The sequence below is a fragment of the Kribbella sp. NPDC050241 genome, from assembly GCF_044459685.1.
Taxonomy (GTDB): domain Bacteria; phylum Actinomycetota; class Actinomycetes; order Propionibacteriales; family Kribbellaceae; genus Kribbella.
This window is the reverse complement of record NZ_JBITJE010000003.1, coordinates 433,058-450,431: the sequence shown is the minus strand read 5'-3', so window position 1 is coordinate 450,431 and position 17,374 is coordinate 433,058. Positions and strand designations below refer to the sequence as shown.

General features: G+C 68.6%; 15 protein-coding genes. 11 read left to right on the top strand and 4 right to left on the bottom strand.

The annotated features are described in order from the left end of the window. Window positions 1-120: 120 nt before the first annotated feature. Window positions 121-915: a class I SAM-dependent methyltransferase gene (locus ACIBG5_RS16775; RefSeq protein ID WP_396392402.1), complete on the top strand. Its 795-nt coding sequence runs from the start codon at window positions 121-123 to the stop codon at window positions 913-915. A 106-nt stretch (window positions 916-1,021) separates the two neighbouring features. Here the strand turns inward: ACIBG5_RS16775 and ACIBG5_RS16770 are convergent, their stop codons facing one another. Genes ACIBG5_RS16770 through ACIBG5_RS16760 form a run of 3 tightly spaced genes read right to left on the bottom strand, consistent with a single transcriptional unit; the run spans window position 1,022 to window position 3,332 of the window. Continuing rightward, complete coding sequence (locus tag ACIBG5_RS16770) at window positions 1,022-1,399, bottom strand: VOC family protein (RefSeq protein ID WP_396392401.1); 378 nt, start codon at window positions 1,397-1,399, stop codon at window positions 1,022-1,024. A 25-nt stretch (window positions 1,400-1,424) separates the two neighbouring features. Further along, the gene (locus tag ACIBG5_RS16765; protein ID WP_396392400.1) at window positions 1,425-2,246 is read right to left on the bottom strand and encodes a TrmH family RNA methyltransferase; all 822 of its coding nucleotides are present in this window, start codon (window positions 2,244-2,246) and stop codon (window positions 1,425-1,427) included. Window positions 2,247-2,255: 9 nt separating this feature from the next. Then, a complete protein-coding gene (locus ACIBG5_RS16760) occupies window positions 2,256-3,332 on the bottom strand; it encodes a LacI family DNA-binding transcriptional regulator (RefSeq protein ID WP_396392399.1) in 1,077 nt (358 codons plus the stop codon). Between the two features lie 213 nt (window positions 3,333-3,545). On the opposite strand from ACIBG5_RS16760, the gene ACIBG5_RS16755 reads away from it, so the two are divergent. The 10 genes from ACIBG5_RS16755 to ACIBG5_RS16710 all read left to right on the top strand — a co-directional run bounded on the left by ACIBG5_RS16755 (window position 3,546) and on the right by ACIBG5_RS16710 (window position 16,202). Beyond that, on the top strand, window positions 3,546-4,835 hold the full coding sequence (locus ACIBG5_RS16755) for an ABC transporter substrate-binding protein (protein ID WP_396392398.1): 1,290 nt from the start codon (window positions 3,546-3,548) through the stop codon (window positions 4,833-4,835). 28 nt (window positions 4,836-4,863) lie between these two features. Next, window positions 4,864-5,808, top strand: a complete 945-nt coding sequence (locus ACIBG5_RS16750) for a carbohydrate ABC transporter permease (RefSeq protein ID WP_396392397.1) — start codon at window positions 4,864-4,866, stop codon at window positions 5,806-5,808. Continuing rightward, window positions 5,795-6,676, top strand: a complete 882-nt coding sequence (locus ACIBG5_RS16745; protein ID WP_396392396.1) for a carbohydrate ABC transporter permease — start codon at window positions 5,795-5,797, stop codon at window positions 6,674-6,676. The genes ACIBG5_RS16750 and ACIBG5_RS16745 overlap by 14 nt, the downstream gene beginning before the upstream one ends. Window positions 6,677-6,699: 23 nt before the next feature. Next, window positions 6,700-7,464 (top strand): SDR family NAD(P)-dependent oxidoreductase, encoded by a 765-nt coding sequence (locus tag ACIBG5_RS16740; protein WP_396392395.1) that lies wholly within the window; start codon window positions 6,700-6,702, stop codon window positions 7,462-7,464. Continuing rightward, window positions 7,452-9,170 (top strand): heparinase II/III family protein, encoded by a 1,719-nt coding sequence (locus ACIBG5_RS16735; protein ID WP_396392394.1) that lies wholly within the window; start codon window positions 7,452-7,454, stop codon window positions 9,168-9,170. Before ACIBG5_RS16740 ends, ACIBG5_RS16735 begins: the two co-directional genes overlap by 13 nt. After that, entirely contained in the window at window positions 9,170-11,092 is a 1,923-nt protein-coding gene (locus ACIBG5_RS16730; protein WP_396392393.1) for a hypothetical protein, read from the top strand. Before ACIBG5_RS16735 ends, ACIBG5_RS16730 begins: the two co-directional genes overlap by 1 nt. Next, window positions 11,089-11,658, top strand: a complete 570-nt coding sequence (locus tag ACIBG5_RS16725) for a DUF624 domain-containing protein (RefSeq protein WP_396392392.1) — start codon at window positions 11,089-11,091, stop codon at window positions 11,656-11,658. The genes ACIBG5_RS16730 and ACIBG5_RS16725 overlap by 4 nt, the downstream gene beginning before the upstream one ends. A gap of 89 nt (window positions 11,659-11,747) precedes the next feature. Next, window positions 11,748-12,884, top strand: coding sequence for a GDSL-type esterase/lipase family protein (locus ACIBG5_RS16720; protein WP_396392391.1), 1,137 nt, complete (start codon window positions 11,748-11,750; stop codon window positions 12,882-12,884). A gap of 10 nt (window positions 12,885-12,894) precedes the next feature. Then, window positions 12,895-15,213, top strand: a complete 2,319-nt coding sequence (locus tag ACIBG5_RS16715) for a polysaccharide lyase 8 family protein (RefSeq protein WP_396392390.1) — start codon at window positions 12,895-12,897, stop codon at window positions 15,211-15,213. A gap of 11 nt (window positions 15,214-15,224) precedes the next feature. Beyond that, on the top strand, window positions 15,225-16,202 hold the full coding sequence (locus tag ACIBG5_RS16710) for an acetylxylan esterase (RefSeq protein WP_360456535.1): 978 nt from the start codon (window positions 15,225-15,227) through the stop codon (window positions 16,200-16,202). On the opposite strand, the gene ACIBG5_RS16705 is transcribed toward ACIBG5_RS16710, so the two are convergent. Next, the gene (locus tag ACIBG5_RS16705; protein WP_396392389.1) at window positions 16,168-17,352 is read right to left on the bottom strand and encodes a hypothetical protein; all 1,185 of its coding nucleotides are present in this window, start codon (window positions 17,350-17,352) and stop codon (window positions 16,168-16,170) included. The two genes, ACIBG5_RS16710 and ACIBG5_RS16705, sit on opposite strands and share 35 nt — an antisense overlap. Window positions 17,353-17,374: the final 22 nt, after the last annotated feature.

Here is a 17,374-nt window from a genome sequence, read left to right as displayed (position 1 = left end):
CCGGTCCGGGTCTGGCCATATTCGGCCATCTCCGTCGGTTCAATATTTGAGACGATATGTCTCACAACACAAGATTCTGCGCTAGCGTGAGACTGTCGGCGAGGGCAAAGGAGCCTGGAGATGAACAACGTCTACACCCACGGCCACCACGAGTCGGTGCTGCGGTCGCACAGTTGGCGGACCGCGGAGAACTCGGCCGGGTACCTGCTTGCGCATCTGCGGCCCGGGATGTCGTTGCTCGACGTCGGCGCAGGCCCCGGCACCATCACCGCTGACCTGGCCCGGCTGGTCGAACCGGGGCGGACCACCGCACTCGAGGCGACCGAGGCGGCGCTCGACATCACCCGTGCGACGTTCGGCAAGCTCGACGTGAAGGTCGGGTTCGTGGTCGGCGACGTCCACGCGCTGGACCTTCCGGACGACTCGTACGACGTGGTCCACGCGCACCAGGTGCTGCAGCATGTGGCGGATCCGGTGCAGGCGCTCCGGGAGATGCGGCGGGTCTGCAAGCCGGGTGGGATCGTCGCGGTCCGGGACTCGGACTACCACGGCTTCACCTGGTATCCGGAGCTGCCCGAGCTCGACGAGTGGATGGACCTCTACCAGCGGATGGCGCGCGCGAACGGTGGCGAACCGGATGCCGGCCGGCGACTGCTGAGCTGGGCATTGGAGGCCGGCTTCGAGAAGGTGGACGCGACGGCGAGCACCTGGACGTTCGCCAATCCGGACGATCGAGCCTTCTGGGGAGGCATGTGGGCGGACCGCATCCTCAAGTCGGCGATGTCCGACCAGGCTCGCCGAGCCGGCGTACCGGAAGAGACGCTCAAAGCGATCTCCGCGGCCTGGAAGACCTGGGCAGCCCGCCCCGACGGCTGGATCTCCATCCTCCACGGCGAACTCCTCTGCACCGCCTAGCCGGACCTGTGGCACTCACCAAGTCGGCCTGATCCGGGCGCGTCACGCTCAGGCTCGGGGGAGCGGAGCCCCGGCGATCGAGTTGGTGAGTGGGACAGGTCCGCATCTAGGGACCAGGCGAGGCCAGGACCACGAGGTAGCCGTCCGGGTCGCGGAGCCACAGTTCGTCGTGGTCTGCGTTCGGGTTGTGGTGGACGTCGGTGTGCACTGTGGCGCCGAGCGCTCGAGCGCGCGCGGCGGCCGCGGTCAGGTCGTCGGTCTCGAACCACACCGCGACCCCGTTCCCCAACGGATACGAGGGATCCCCGAACGGCCCGTGATGGTGATCGACGTCCAGATTGTGCAGTTGCATCACCAACACGCCGTCCACCTCGAGCCGCTCGTACTCCGGCCCACCATGAGCGCTCACGGCTCCCCGCACCTCGCAGTACCACGCACTGCTCTTCTCGACGTCGCTCACCGCGATCAAGGTCTGTGGTCTCATACCGGCGACGCTAGGCGCCAGGCGGCTAGGTGGTCTTGAACGAATGGGAACGCTGCCGCGACACCTCGTAGAGCACGGTCGTGGCCGCGTTGGCGGCGTTGAGTGAACTGGCCGATCCGGTGATGGGGATCCGCACCAACTGGTCCGCGGCCTCGCGCCAGCCGGCGCTCAGCCCGTTGGTCTCGTTCCCGATCAGCAGCAGGGTCGGCTGGGTGAAGTCGAAGTCGAACACGTCGACCGTCCCGTGCTCGTCGGTGCCCACGACAGCGATCGGTACGTCGGCCGAGCGCCGTACCCACTCGATCACCTCGCGCTGTGACGGAACCCGGACGGCGGGGATGCCGAACAGCGACCCGGTGGTCGCGCGGACCGCCTTCGGATCGTAGACGTCGGCGGCGTGCCCGGTGACGATCACGCCGTGGGCGCCGAAGGCGTCGGCGGACCGGATGATCGACCCGATGTTCCCGGGACCGGTCGGCCGGTCGAAGACCACGCCGAGGAAATCCGGTCCCACCGGGATGCGGTCCAGATCGTCCGGTGGCAGCTCTAGCACCGCGACGAGTTCCGGTGCGGCCTCGTCCTTCTCGCCGAGTTCGGCCAGCAACGCGGGTTCCATCGCGACCCGCTCGACACCGGGCAACCGCTGCAGCAACTCCTGCGCCCACCGCGACAAGGGTCGCGAGGCATCCTGGATCACCGCGCGCACCGGCCAGCCGTTGTCCACGGCAAGCGAAATCGGTCGCACTCCCTGCACCAGGAACTCACCGGCCCGTTGCCGCTTGGTCCGGTTGGTCAGCGATGCCTGCCACACCTGGAACCGGGCATTCCGCGACGAGATCCGTTGCACGCCACCACCCTACGTGGACGGCGCTCCGGTCGACTCGCGGACGATCAGCTCGGGCCGGAACAGCAGCGACTGACCTTGGGTCGGTCCGGAAGCGTCCAGCCGGGCCCGGAGCTGGCTGAACGCGGCCGCCGCCATCTCGCGCATCGGCTGCCGGACCGTGGTCAGCGTCGGCGCGTACAGGTCGGCGAGCACGATGTCGTCGAAGCCCACGACCGAGACGTCCTTGCCGGGCTCGAGTCCGCCGTCGCGCAGTCCGCGGCAGACGCCGAGCGCACACATGTCGTTGATGGCGACGATCGCCGTCGGCGGCTCGTCGAGCGCAACCAGCTCCGCGGCGGCCGCGCGACCCAGCTCCGAGGCCTCGACATCGCCGAAGTCGTCGGCGCCGCTCCCGGTCGGCGCCCGCAGGGCAGCCTTCGGATCGAGCCCGGCCTGCTCCAGCCCGGCGACGAAGCCGCGGTACCGCTCCTTGCGGTTCACGCTCGCCAGCGCACCTGAGACGAACGCCAGTCGGGTATGTCCGAGCTCCGTGAGGTGCTGGGTGGCGAGTTGGCTGCCGATCGCGTTGTCGACGCTGATGCTCACCAGCGACGCCGGATCGCCGGCCTGCGACGTACGGTCGAACGCCACCAGTTGGAGACCGCGCTCGACGAGCGGCATCACGTGCTCGAGCGAGGGCAGCGAGGAGCAGAGCACGACACCGTGTACGCCGTCCGCCCACAGTTCGTCGACGTAGTCGCGCTCACGGCGGGGATCGCGCTCGGAGTTGCACAGCAGCACGTGGTAGCCCTCGGCCAGGGCGGCCGACTCCAGATACCGGGCGAGTGCGCCCCAGAACGGGTTGCCGACCGACGGGACGACGAGCCCGATCGTGGTGTTGCGGCCGGTGCGTAGCTGCCGGGCGGCCCGGTTCGGCCGGTAGCCGAGTTTGTCGATCGCCGTCTCGATCCGCTGCCGCGTCTCCGGCAGCATCCGGTGGTTCCGCCCGTTCAGCAGGTTCGACACCGTGCTCGGCGAGACACCTGCCTCGGTCGCGACCTGCTGGATCGTCACCTCACCCATGCCCACCCGCGCATTCTTTCTCACCGTTTCGCCCCGAACCTGCGGTCTCGCAGTGCAACGATGCATCAGTGGAGGCCGAAAGTCCAGTACGAGGCGATTCGGCGTCGACCTCTTGACGATCACGAAGAACGCTTCCTAGCATGCGGTGCATCGTTGCACCAGTCCGCATCAGCAGCGCCGCTCCGACTGGTAGATCGTTGCACCACTCCTCTTCCGCAGCACCACGAAAGGCGCGCCATGGAGTACACCCGCAGATCAGTCCTGACGGCCCTCGGCCTCGGCGCGTTCGCCGCCGCCACCGGGTGTTCCGCCTCGCCGTCCGGTGACGGTCAGGCGGCCGCCGACGGTCCCGCCGAGGGCGAGATCACGCTGCTCACCCCGATCTTCGAGGGCAGCACCGGCAAGCAGTTGCTGGAGGGCAAACTGCTGCCCGCGTTCAAGCAGAAGAACCCGAACGTCACCGTCAAGGTCGACTACACGACGTACGCCGCGCTGAACGAGAAGCTGACCACCGGCCTGGCCGGCGGTCTGATGCCGGACGTGGTGATGCTCGGCGTCGGCTGGATCCCGCCGTTCGCGCACAAGAAGGTGCTCGCGCCGCTGCCCGACTCGCTGGCGACCCGCTTCGACTACGAGGACCGGGTGCTCGAGCCCTCCCGGTACGACGGCAAGCTCTACGCACTGCCACTCGTGCTGGACACCCGGATCGTCACCTACCGCAAGGACATGTTCGCCGAGGCCGGTATCAAGCAGCCGCCGAAGGACTGGGCCGAACTGCGGGCGATGGCCAAGGAACTGGCCCGCACCGACGGCTCCGGCAAGCTGACCAGGGTCGGGTTCGATCCGTTCTCGATCGACCTGCGGCAGTGCTGGGAGACCTTCCTGTTCGCCAACGACGGCAACCTGTTCGACGAGTCCGGCCAGCAGGTGCGGTTCAACGACGAGCGCGGCGTCGAGGCGTTGCAGCTGTTCCTCGACGTGATCAAGGACAAGTCGGGCGACTACTCGTTCAAGTCCGCGGCCGGTCAGCCGAGCACGCTGGCGCAGGGCCGGTCCGCGATGATGATGGCGAACAACTCGCTGTGGGTGCAGCTGAAGGAGCAGAACCCCGCGTTGCTCGCGGAGGACAAGGTCGGCGCGTTCATCCTGGCCAACAAGGTGCCGGCGATGTTGCAGGGCGGGACCCTGGTGGCCCGCTCGGCCTCGACCAAGCACGCCGCGGCCGCCCAGGCGCTGGTCGAGTTCATGGGTACGCCGGAGACGATCCTGCCGACCGCGGCGCAGCGCGGTTCGGTGCCCGGCGTGCAGGACCTGCGGACCTCCGACTACGTGAAGAACAACGGGTTCGTGAAGCTTGCCCTGGACAACATGAACAAGGCCCGCTCCGAGGGTGGAACGGCGGCCTGGATGGAGATCCGGGAGAAGATCAAGACCACGCTGGAGACCGCCGTGGTGGGTCAGCGGACCGCGCAGCAGGCGATCGACGAGCTGGCGAACCTGAGTAAGCAAGCGATCTCCCGCCTGTGACCGAGACCTTCAGCGGAAAGGCTCCGCCATGGCTGTGATCTCCCCACCGGCCCGGGTGCGCGACGCCGCACCCGGCCCGGCCACCACCCCGCCACCCGGCCGCCTGCTGCGCAGTCGACGACGTGCCGGCCTGCTGATGGTCGCGCCCGCGTTGCTGCACGCACTGATCTGGATCGGCATCCCGCTGGTCGCGGCGGTCGTCCTGAGCTTCACGTCGTACGACGTGCTGACGCCGCCGCGGTTCGCGGGACTGGACAACTTCCGCGACCTGCTCGGCGACGACGTGTTCCGGCGGGCGGTGCTGAACACCAGTGTCTACACGTTCTTCACCGTCCCGGTGGCGATGGCGATCGCGCTGCTGATCGCGCTGATGCTGAACGCCAAGCTGGCCGGGCGGGCGATCTTCCGGACCGCGATCTTCATCCCGCAGGTGACCGCGACGATCGCGGTCGCGCTGGTCTGGCTGTGGATCTACGATCCGCGCAGTGGCCTGGCCAACGCGATCCTGTCGTTCCTCGGCCTGGACGGCCCGAACTGGTTGTCCTCGACCAGTTGGGCGATGCCGGCGGTGATCGTGGTCGGCATCTGGCAGGGCATCGGGCTGAAGATGCTGATCTACCTGGCCGCGCTGCAGAGCCTGCCGACCGAGCTGTACGAGGCGGCGGCGGTGGACGGTGCCTCGAAGGCACGGCAGTTCTTCAGCCTGACCCTGCCGTTGCTGAAGCCGGCGACCTTCTTCGTCTTCGTCACCTCGGTGATCGGCGCGTTCCAGTCGTTCGACCAGGTGTACATCCTGACCGACGGCGGACCGGCCAACAGCACCACGATGATGACGTACGAGATCTACAAGTCCGCGTTCCGGGAGTTCCGGATGGGTTACGCCTGCGCGCAGAGCCTGGTGCTGTTCGCGCTGCTGCTCGTCCTGACCCTGGTCAACCGGCGGATCACCGGAGGCGACCGTGCCAGCCGTTGACGCAGTACGCCGGGTCCGGGCCGGCCGGATCGCGCTCTACCTGACGTTGTCCGCGATCTCCCTGGTAATGATCGTGCCGTTCGTCTGGATGCTGCTCACGTCGGTGAAGACGCCGGCCGACATCGGCGCGGTGTCACCCCGGCTGTTCCCGACGAAGTGGGCCTTCGGCAACTACGCCGACGCGCTGCGGGCCGCGCCGTTCGCGACGTACGCCCGCAACAGCTTCGTGATCGCGGCCAGTCACACCGTTCTGAACGTGGTGATCGCGTCGATGGCCGGGTACGCGCTGGCGCGGCTGCGGTTCCGCGGCAGCGGACTGATCTTCCTCGGGTTCGTCGGTGCGCTGATGATCCCGACGTACACCAAGATCCTGCCGGAGTTCCTGATCGTGCGGTTCATGCCGTTGTTCGGCGGCAACGACATCACCGGCCAGGGTGGCACCGGCTGGCTGGACACCTGGTGGGCGCTCATCATCCCGGGCGCGGTCAGTCCGTTCTCGGTGTTCCTGTTCCGGCAGTTCTACCTGGACCTGCCGGTCGAGCTCGAGGAGGCCGCGCGGCTGGACGGCCTCGGTGAGCTGGGCATCTACGCCCGGATCATGACGCCGCTGGTGAAACCCGCGTTCATCACCGTCGCCCTGCTCACCTTCGAGGGCTCGTGGAACAACTTCCTCTGGCCACTGCTGGTGACCAAGAGCGACAGCCTGCGGGTGATCCAGGTCGGCCTGTCGGTGTTCCGGACCGAGAACGACACCCAGTGGGCGTTCCTGATGGCCGGTACGACGCTGGCCACCGTGCCGATGGTGGTGCTGTTCCTGATCGGGCAGCGCTACTTCGTCCAAGGGTTCGCGACCGCGGGCATCAAATGACACACAGCGAAGGAGACCAACGTATGACCGAGGAACTGCAAGGCACGCGAGCGCTGGTGACCGGGGCCGGGCACGGCATCGGCCGGGGGATCGCGCTCGGTCTGGCGGCAGCCGGGGCGGACGTCGTGGTCCACTACGGCAGGTCCGCCGACGCAGCCGCGCAGACCGTCGCCGACATCGAGGCACTCGGCCGGAAGGCGATCGCCGTCGGTGCCGACGTCACCAGTACGGCTGACGTCGACCGGTTGCTGGACGAGACGGCCGGGTTCCTCGGTGGGCTGGACGTCCTGGTCTGCAACGCCGGCCATCTGATCGGCCGGGTCAAGGTCGAGGAGATGTCGGACGAGCACTTCCAGCAGGTCGTCGACGTGAACCTCGGCGCCACCTTCCGCACCACCCGCGCCGCGATCCCGCACCTCGCCCAGTCGGCCAACCCGCGGATCATCACGATGGCTTCGCTCGCCGCGCACAACGGCGGCGGTCCTGGCTCGGTGATCTACGCGGCGGCCAAGGCGGGGATCCGCGGGTTCACCAAGGGGCTGGCCAAGGAGCTCGGTCCGCAGGGCATCACCGTCAACGCGGTCGCGCCCGGCTACATCGCGGAGACCGCGTTCCACCAGACGTTCTCCACCGCCGAAGCCCAGGCGAACATGGTGTCCGGTACGCCGATCGGCCGCGCCGGTCAGGTCGAGGACGTCGCTAATGCGGTCCGCTTCCTCGCGCTGCCGTCGTCGGGCTACTTGACCGGGATCACCATCGACATCGACGGTGGCACATGGCCTCGATGACCGGACACCCGCCGGCCGAACGCGGCGGCTGGTGGCACCAGTACGTCTGTCCCGCGCACGGCGTCGAACTCGAGCACGAAGGGTTCGAAACCGGTGAGTTTCCGGCCGGCGGCGTGCCGTGCGCGTACGGCTGCCGCGTCGACACGGAGACAGTGCGTGGTGCCTGGCGTGTCCTCGCGCACCACTGGTGGGCCCGGCGGATCCGTCTGCTCTCGTACGACGGCGCCGGCGCCGAGTTGCTCACGTCGTACGCGCGGCTCTACCTGACGCTGACCGAGTCCGGTGAGCATGAGCAGGCACAGGGGTGGATGCAGCGCGGACGGCTGTTCCACCAGGCGCTGACCGACGCGGTCTGGGGTGTGCCGATCGCGCATGCGATCCGCAACCTGGCCGGTCGGGCCGAGCTGGCGGAGACGTTGCCGATGCTCGACGACATGGTCGACGGCGCGCGGCGGGCCCGCGACGCGATGGTTGCCCAGGACAAGTTCTCCTCGAACTACACCGCCTGGTTCAACGCCCTCGGCGTCACCGCGGGTCAGGCTGCCGCGGCCGTGCGCGGAGAGTCGTGGGACGGGGAGAAGGAGTGGCTGTCCGGTGAGCACGGTCAGTTCGCGCATCTTGAGGTGGCGACCGGCGAGGACGGCTTCGAGTGGGAAGCCAGCACGTACTACCACGGCTTCGTCCTCCGGGCTTACCTGCTGAGCCTCCGTGGCGCCGACCCCGCACAGGTCCCTGATCGGCTCGAGGCGATGATCGGCGCGCTCGCCGGGATCGCGACTGACGGTGGCGTCCTGCCGGCCCTGCACGACGGCCCGTACCGCCGGGTGCCGCTGGCTCTGGAGTGGCTGGAGATCGTTGCCTTGGCACGCCAGTTCACCACGAACCACGGTCTCGACGCCGTGGCCGCCCAGGCTCGTTCGGAGGTGGGCCCGGCGTACGACGGCCTCGAGGACAGGTTCGACGGATGGTTCGCGGGACCACCTCGCTCAGGCACAGTGCGGCCACGGCCGATGGTCGAGGTGTCCAGCTCGTACGCCGTGCTCCGCGCCGGCGGCATCCACGCGATCCTCGACCATGGTCCGCACGGCGGCTCGCATGGGCACCACGACAAGCTGGCGCTCTACCTGTACGGCGCGACGACGCCGTGGCAGCCAGATCCCGGCCAGGTGCCGTACGGACACGCGGAATGGCGGCGCCACTACAAGTCCGCGGCCGCCCACCCGACGATCCGGATCGACGGCCTCGACCCGGACGAGGCGACCGGTGCGATCACGTACGACGAGACATCGGTGACCGCGGAGATCGCCGGTTGGTACGACGGCGTCCGGGCAACGCGGCATCTGATCGCCGGCGATGGCTACCTCGTCGACGTGGTCCGGGTGACAACGGACCGGGAACGAGAGATCGTCCTGCAGTTCAGGCCCGACGTCGAGCTGAGTGTGGAGGTCTCGCCGGGCGCGGTTCGCACGACGTGGACCGGCGACGAGACGCTGTACGGCTACCACATCGGGCAGGCGGTGCCGTTGGTTCGCCCAGGGCCGGGCCCGGCCGACGACCCACAGCGGACTCGGACTGCCCTGGATTGGACCACCGTCGGAACAACGGCAACGTTCTGTTCCGTCTACTCGACCACGGTGGCTGCCGTCGAGGTGACCGACGACGCGGTCGCGGTCAACGGGCACATGCACCGGATCGGAGATCGCTGATGCTGATCGAACACCGCCTCGACGAACTGCGTGACGGTCTCGACGGCCGGCATGCCGCTCGCTGGCGCCGGCTGCGCGAGCAGTGCGACTGGTATCGCACCCAGACCCCGCCGACCGAGCATCCGTCAGCGAGCATCACGTACCTCGGACCGGCGGCAGCCAACCTGGCCCTCGCCTACCGGATGACCGGCAACCCCGGCTACCGCGACGAGGCCGCGCGCTGGATCTCCGCGGCGATCGGGCTCCCGCACTGGGGCAAGGCGCACATGCCCGACCACGACCTGGACGCCGGCTGGCTGCTGCACGGGTTGTCGCTCGCGTCGACCTGGCTCGGCGACGACTTCGCGCTGGCGGACGAGTTGCGGGCGAAGCTGGAACTGCAGGGTTCGCGGCTGTACGAGTTCGCCGTCGAGTCCGAGGGCTCCTGGTGGAGTTCGTCGTACTGGCAGAATCACAACTGGATCTGCTATACGGGCCTGGCAGCCGCCGGCTACGCGCTCGGCAAGACCGAGTGGACCGAGCGCGCGAGAACGAACTTCGCCACGGTGATCGATCTGCTGCCTGCCGACGGCTCCGACATGGAAGGTGTCGTCTACTGGCGGTACGGCGTGCCGTGGCTGGCGACGTACCTGGATCTGCTGCAGGACCAGGAGGGTCTGGACTGGTGGGATCGCTGTCGGTTCCTGGCGAACACGTTCTCCTATCGCCTGCAGCAGTGTGCGCCGGGGTTCGAGGAGAACATCGATCACGGCGACTGTCACGACCGGCGCAGCGGGCACAGCGTCTCGCTGTACTACAAGCTCGCCTCCGCCTACCGGATCGGCGAGGCACAGTGGCTTGGCGACCTGGTCGCCGATCGCTTCTTCTGGCGTGAGGCATACGCGAGCGGGGTGAAGCCCGGCGTGATGCCGGAGGCCTACCTGGAGTTGCTCTGGTACGACGAATCGGTGCGACCGGTGTCGCCCAGGAAGAGTTCGCCGTTGTCGGCGTACTTCCCCGACCTCGGTCTGGTCACCGCGCGGACCGGATGGGACGACGACGCGACGATGGTGTCGTTCAAGGCCGCTCCCGGCGGCGGGCACCAGGCGTGGGAGACCTCGCACCGGCTGGACACCGAACGCGGCTGGGACACCCTCAGCGCCGGGCATCACCACCCGGATGCCGGGTCGTTCGTACTGACCTCGCGCGGTGCGTTCCTGGCTGTGGACGAGGGCTACAGCAACCGGAAGCGGGCCGGGGACCACAACCTCATCCTGGTCGACGGGCAGGGTTTCGCGGACGAGGACCGGTATCACGTCTATAAAGGGGCGCCGTACGAGCGGCAGGCCCGGATGGTCGACGTACTCGCGGCCGATGGCGTGGCTCACGCAACGGCCCAGATCGCGGCGATGTATCCGGCCGAGCTGGAGATCACCCGGCTCGACCGCACCCTGGTGTTCACCCCCACCGGTCGTCTCGTCCTGCTGGATCGCTGCGCGGCTCAGTCACCACGCGACTGGACGTTCTTGCTGCATACGGACTGGCCGATCGAGTACGGCGAGGACATCGTGCTGCGATCGGGATCCGCACAAGCCTGGGTTCGCCTGCACACCCCGCTGACTGTCGAGCCGGCCGTCACCGAGGTCGAGGCGAACCCGACATCGAGTACGCCGAGTCTGCGGCTGACCCGGACTATGCACACCCTGCGCGCCACCGCGGAGCGTCGTACCACCGCGACGATGCTGACCACCATCGAGCCGACCTCGGCGTTGCGGCCGGCGCCGGCCTCCGCGCGCCGCCTCGATCTCGTCCGTGGATTCGGGATCGCCTTCGACGGGGAAACCGTTCTGTTGGCGGACGACGACGGGGTGATCGAGGGCGAGGGGTTCTCGGAGAAGGCCAAGGCCGTGATCGAGTCCGCCCGCGGGAGGATCACGCTATGACCAGGCGGGCGCTGGACTGGCTGGGATGGCTGGCGAGTCCGGTGCTGGCCGGTGCGGCGTTCTCACTCCTCTGCCTGGGGGTGGTGACCTGGTTGCCGGCCCTCGCGGCGGTCGGGTTCGCGCTCAACCGGTGGCGGACCGACGGCGACAGCCGCTGTTTCACGGGCGTGTTCACCGGGTGGCGCCGGTACTGGCGTCCGTTGCTGCCGCACTCGATCCTGATGACCGTCGCGGCGGTGATTGCCGTCAGCAACTTGTCGTTCCTGTCCGGTCGCTCGGGGCCGGTCGTCGTCGCCTTGTTCATGATCCACGTCGGCCTGGTCGCGGCCGCAATCACCTACCACCTGGCACTCGCGGTCGCTGCTGGTCGTGACCCGTCCGGCTCGCCCGCCGATTGGCGTCGTACCGCCTTCCGGCTCGCCTTCACTTCCGTCCCGCGCGGCACGGCCTTGCTCGGCGCTGCCATTGCCGCACCGGTTTTCTCGCTCGTCGTCCCGGCGGGCCCACTGCTTCTCGGCACCACGATTCCGGTTCTGATCGGCTTGCTCGTCGCCGACCACGCATAGTCCCCAACCGCCCCTAGGAGGACCGTCATGTTCAGAGCTGTCCCGATCCTGCTGCTCGGCGCCGACTTCGACCCCACCGCCGCCTGCTGATGACTCGCCCCTCTCGCCGATCAGTCCTCGGTGGGGCGCTCGGTGGCGCGGTTCTCGGCGGTACGACGCTCGGCGGTCTCGCGACCGGTCGAGCCAACGCCGCCCCGCGCCACCGTTGGGTCACCACCTGGGCCACAGCCCACACCGCCCCCACCCCGACCGATCAAGACGCGACCCAAGGCTTCACCGACGCCACCATCCGCACCACGCAGCACCTGTCCGCCGGCGGCCAAGTCCGCCTGCGCTTCTCGAATGTCTTCGGAACCGCGCCGACGCTGCTTGGCCCGGTGACCGCGAACTCGAAGGCAGTGCTGTTCGGTGGCGAGCAGCAAATGGTGCTGGCCACAGGGGCCACGGTCATCAGCGACCCGGTAGGGCTTGTCGTGCCAGACGGTGGCGATCTCGTCGTGAGCATGCATCTGCCAGGCCCGACCGGCCCGTTGAGCTTGCACCGGAACGTGCACGCCACCGGAGTCATCGCGGATTCCGGGGGTGAGCGGGCGACGAAGTCCGTGTTCCTGCTCAGCGGTGTCGACGTCCTGACCGAGGGCAGGCGAACACTCGCCGTCCTCGGAGACTCGATCACCGAAGGTGTCGGGACGCCGGACGACGCGAATCTGCGATGGCCCGATCAGTACGCGGCGCGGTTCCGGCGGCGCCCGGCGGTGGCCAACCTCGGCATCAGTGGCAACCGCCTGCTGCTCGACGACGCGCGGTTCGGGCCGAGCGGTCAGTCGCGGTTCGACCGGGACGTACTCGCACTGCCGGGACTTCAAGCAGTGCTGGTGTTCCTCGGCATCAACGACATCCAGCAGCCACCGAGTCAGACCGACCCGGCCCGGCTGCTCGAAGGCTACGAACAGCTCGCCCGGCGCGCCCGCGACCACGACCTCGAGGTGCTCGGGGCAACGATCGGCCCGTTCAAGGGGTGGATCCGCTACACCGACGAGCTCGACCACGTCCGCAACCAGGTGAACGACACGCTGCGGTCCTCCCGCGTCTTCGACCGGCTTGTCGACGTCGACGCCGTACTGCGGGATCCGGCCGACCCGGCACAGCTACGGCCGGCCTTCAACAGCGGCGACGGACTGCATCCGAACGCCGCCGGGGCGAAGGCGATCGCCCTGACCCTCTGAGAGGACTTCCATGCCCGATCTCACCCTGCGCCGACGCACCGTGCTCGGCGGAATGCTCGGCTCGGCCGCAGTCCTGGCCGCACCGTCCACCACCATGGCCTGGGCGGACGAGTCGACCGACGAGCTCCGCCTCCGCTGGCAGACCCTGCTCACCGGCGGTCCGTCGGTCGACCCGTCCGATCCCGACCTCGCCGTCGCGATCGCGCGCGTCGACCGGCTGGCCCAGTCCGCCCTGACGACCCTCGACCGCTCGGCGAACCGGACCACGCTCTGGCCGGACCTCGCGAGCACGACGCTGTCCAACCACGTCGCCTCGAACTTCCGCCGGATCAAGCAGCTCGCGGTGGCCTGGGCCACCAACGGCTCGGCGTACGCAGGCAATGCGAGCGTGGCCAGCGACATCCTCGGCGCCCTCGAGTGGATGCACACGAACCGGTACAGCCCGGCACTCCCGCGCTACGACAACGACTACGACTGGGAGATCGGCGGTGCCTCGGCGTTCGCGGACACCCTCGTCCTGCTGTACGACGTGATCCCGGCCGAGGTGCGGACGACGTACACGACGGCGATCAGCCATTACACGCCGGATCCGAACCTCTGGCGGGCCGACCGGCAGATCGCGACCGGCGCCAACCGGGTCTGGATCGCGACGGTCGTCGCCGTCCGCGCGGTCCTCGACGGCGACACGGCCGCGTTGGTGCGGGTCCGCGACGCGATCAGCGATGTCGAGGGCGACGGCGCGAACAGCGTGCTGGCGTTCAACGACGCACCGGGCCGGACCGACAACGGCACCGGTGAGGGTTTCTACAGCGACGGCTCGTTCCTCCAGCACTACAAGCACCCGTACAATGGCGGCTACGGCAAGGAACTGCTCGGCACACTGTCGTCACTGCTCTACCTGCTTGGCGGTACGCAGTGGACCGTGACCGATCCGGAGCTCGACAACCTCTACGGCTGGATCGACGACGCCTTCGACCCGTTGATGGTGCGCGGTGACCTGATGGGTTCGGTCTGCGGTCGCGAGATCGCCCGGCCCAGCAAGCAGAACCACGCGCCGACCCAGACGATCATCGAAGGCACGCTCCGGCTCATCCCCGCGGCACCGCCAGATCGCGCGACCAAGCTGACCGCGCTGGTCAAGCAGTGGATCACCGAGGACACCTTCCGGGACTTTCTCACCGTGACCGACCCGGCCTCGCTGGTGGCGGCCCGGGCCGTTCTCGCGTCGACCACGCCGGCGCGCGGGCCTCTCGTCGTACACAAGCAGTACCCGCGGATGGACAAGGTTGCGCACCACCGGCCCGCGTTCACCGTCGGGCTGAGCGCGTATTCGTCCCGGATCTACAACTACGAGTCGATCCAGAACGAGAACCTGCACGGCTGGCACCTGTCCGACGGCATGGTGCTGGTCTTCGACGACGACCTCGGCCACTACTCGGGCGACTACTGGCCGACGGTCGATCCGTATCGGTTGCCGGGAACAACGGTCGACACCCGCCGACTCGCGGACTCCTACGGCTTCCGCAGTACCAGTGAGGCCGACTGGGTCGGAGGTACGGCGGTCCCCGGGCGGACGATCGGTGCCTACGGCATGGATCTGCGCGGCTACGGGACGAACCTCGGGGCCTTGAAGAGCTGGTTCCTGATCGACGACGTGATGGTCTGTCTCGGCTCGGACATCACCGGCGAAGGGACGGTCGAGACGATCGTCGAGAACCGCAAGCTGCGGCAGGGCGACGAGACGTTCACCGAGGCATCCGGCTGGTGTCATCTGGCCGGCACCGGCGGCTATGTCTTCCCCGACCGGACACCCGTCCGCGCGCTGAGAGAGAACCGGACCGCGACCTGGCGCGAGATCAACCTCAAGTACGGCACCGACGGCCCGATCACCCGCCCGTACCAGACCGTCTGGATCGACCACGGCACCGCACCCGTTGCCCAGGGCTACTACTACGTGCAGTTGCCCACGGCCACCCTGGAAGCGACGAAGACCTTCGCCTGCAAGCTCCCGGTACGCCGGTTGCGCGCCGACCCCACCGCGCACGCAGTACGGCTGCAAGGCGTCCTCGCCGCGAACTTCTGGACCGGGGGAACCGTGGCCGAGCTGACCGCGGACGGCGCGGCCTCGGTGGTCATGGTGGCCGGGAAGGTCGCGATCTCGGATCCGACCCAGACCCGTTCCTCGGTCACCGTCGACCTCACCAAGCCCGGCCTGCGCCTGGTGTCGGCCGACGAAGGCGTCCAGGTGACCCGCCAGGGAACCGGCTGGCGCCTGGTCGTCGACACCACGAACCGCCACGGCGCGACCGCGACCGCCACCTTCCACTGAGGAGACACTCGATGCTCGTTGACATGCCCCTTGACCGGTTGCGCGAGTACCGGCCGGACCCGGAGGAGCCCGCAGACTTCGACGCGTTCTGGAAGCAGACGCTCGAGGACGCGGCCGGCCACCCGATCGACACCCGGTTCAGACCGTACGCCGCACATCTGGCGACCGTGGACGTGCAGGACGTGACGTTCAGCGGGTGGAACGGGCAGCCGGTGAAGGCGTGGCTGCTCCTGCCGCGCCATCGCAGCGGACCGTTGCCCGCCGTTGTGCAGTACATCGGGTACAACGGCGGCCGAGGCATCCCGTACGAATGGCTGACCTGGAGCGCGGCCGGCTACGCCCACTTGGTGATGGACAACCGCGGCCAGGGCGGCGGCGGGAAGACGGTCGCCGACACCCCGGACGTCGCGCCGGACGGCCATGGGTCGTCGTCGCCTGGCTTCCTCACCCGAGGTATCGAGGATCCGCGCAAGCACTACTACCGACGGCTGATCACCGATGCGGTGCGTGCGGTCGACGCGGTCAAGAGCAGCCCTGACGTGGACAGCAACCGCGTTGCTGTCCTCGGTGGAAGCCAGGGCGGCGGGCTTGCCCTGGCGGTCGCCGGTCTGCGCGACGACCTGTCCGCCGCGATCGCCGACGTACCGTTCCTCTGCCACTACCGGCGGGCGTCGCAGATCACGGACAACGGTCCGTACGCCGAGATCGCGCGCTGGCTCAAGGGTCACCGGTTCGAGGTGGAGACAGCGATCAGCACGCTGTCCTACTTCGACGCCGTGAACTTCGCCGCCCGGGCGGTCTGCCCGGCGTGGTTCTCGGTCGCCCTGATGGACAACGTCTGCCCGCCGTCCACGGTGTTCGCGGCGTACCACCGCTACGCCGGTCCCGCGGAGCTGGAGATCTTCGCCTACAACGGGCACGAGGGCGGCGCGGAGTACGACCTGCCGCGCAAGCTCAGTGCGCTCGCCTCGGTCTTCGGCGCCGCCTGAACCGGACCAGGCCCCACAGGATCAGGGCCGGCAGCCAGAGCACCAGCAACCACGGTCCACGCCACCAGCTGGAGCCACCATCGAGCTCCGGCTGGTCGCCGGCCACGATGGGTCGTGCCGACGCGGACCAAGCCAGGAACGCATCCCCGATCGGCAGCGCGCCGAACATGTACCGCTTGGTCTTCAGGCCGCTGATCGGCAGCCCGAGCAGATCGCCTTCCCGGCCGAGCCGATCGGCGAGCGGATCGTGCTGGACCCGGGCGGCCCCCATCGTGACCACGGTCGCGGACAGACTGATGCCGAGGATCAACGGGCCGGAGTCGACATCACCTGTGCCGGTCACACCTTTCGGATACTCCCGGACGCCGATCCCACCGACGAACCGGTCCCGGAAGATCTCGTACTGCGCCCGGGCGAAGACAGGATCGATCTCCACCAGGAACCGCTGGATGATGCTCTGCGACGACGCTCGCGCACCGGTCGTCACCGGAGCGACCTGATGCGGGATCAGGCCGGTCCCCGGATCCAGCTTGGTCTTCACCGCCGCGACCCAGTTCGTGGCGATCCGGCCGAACCGCGGTGCCACCAGGTCGTCGTACAGGCGGAGGGAGGCGATCGCGACGGCGGAGTCGACCGGCCAGGCCTGGCCCGGATACGCTTCCAGATAAGGTGTTTTCGCGGTCCGGAACGCGGTCGCGATCTCGACCGACGAGCTGGTGAACTCGTCGAACTCGGCCGCGTCGGAGTGCTGGAGGGCGATCAGTCCGCCGCGCAACCAGTTCGTCCAGCCCGCGTGGAAGACGCCGTACCGCGGGCGCAGGGATGCGTCGAAGACGGCGGTTCCATCCGGCGACTCGAGCCGGTTGAGCGCCCACCGTGCTTCGGTTGCCGCGTCGACGGACCGCTCTGGATCGGCGAGGCCGACTTGGACCCAGGTCAGCCCGTAGAGCACGTTGAGGAAGAAGTAGCCCTCCGGGAACTGCTTCTGCGCTGCGTGGTCCGCGCCACCTTCGATCTCGGCACGCAGGAACGCCAGCTGTTTGACCACGCCGCCGGTGGGATCGGTCCGAGGAAGTATCAGGCGCGCGGTGCCCACCCCCGCCACCAGTGTGGCGATCACCGCGACGCCGATCAGGAGCTTGCGCAGCACCCGGATCAACCTAGTGTCAACG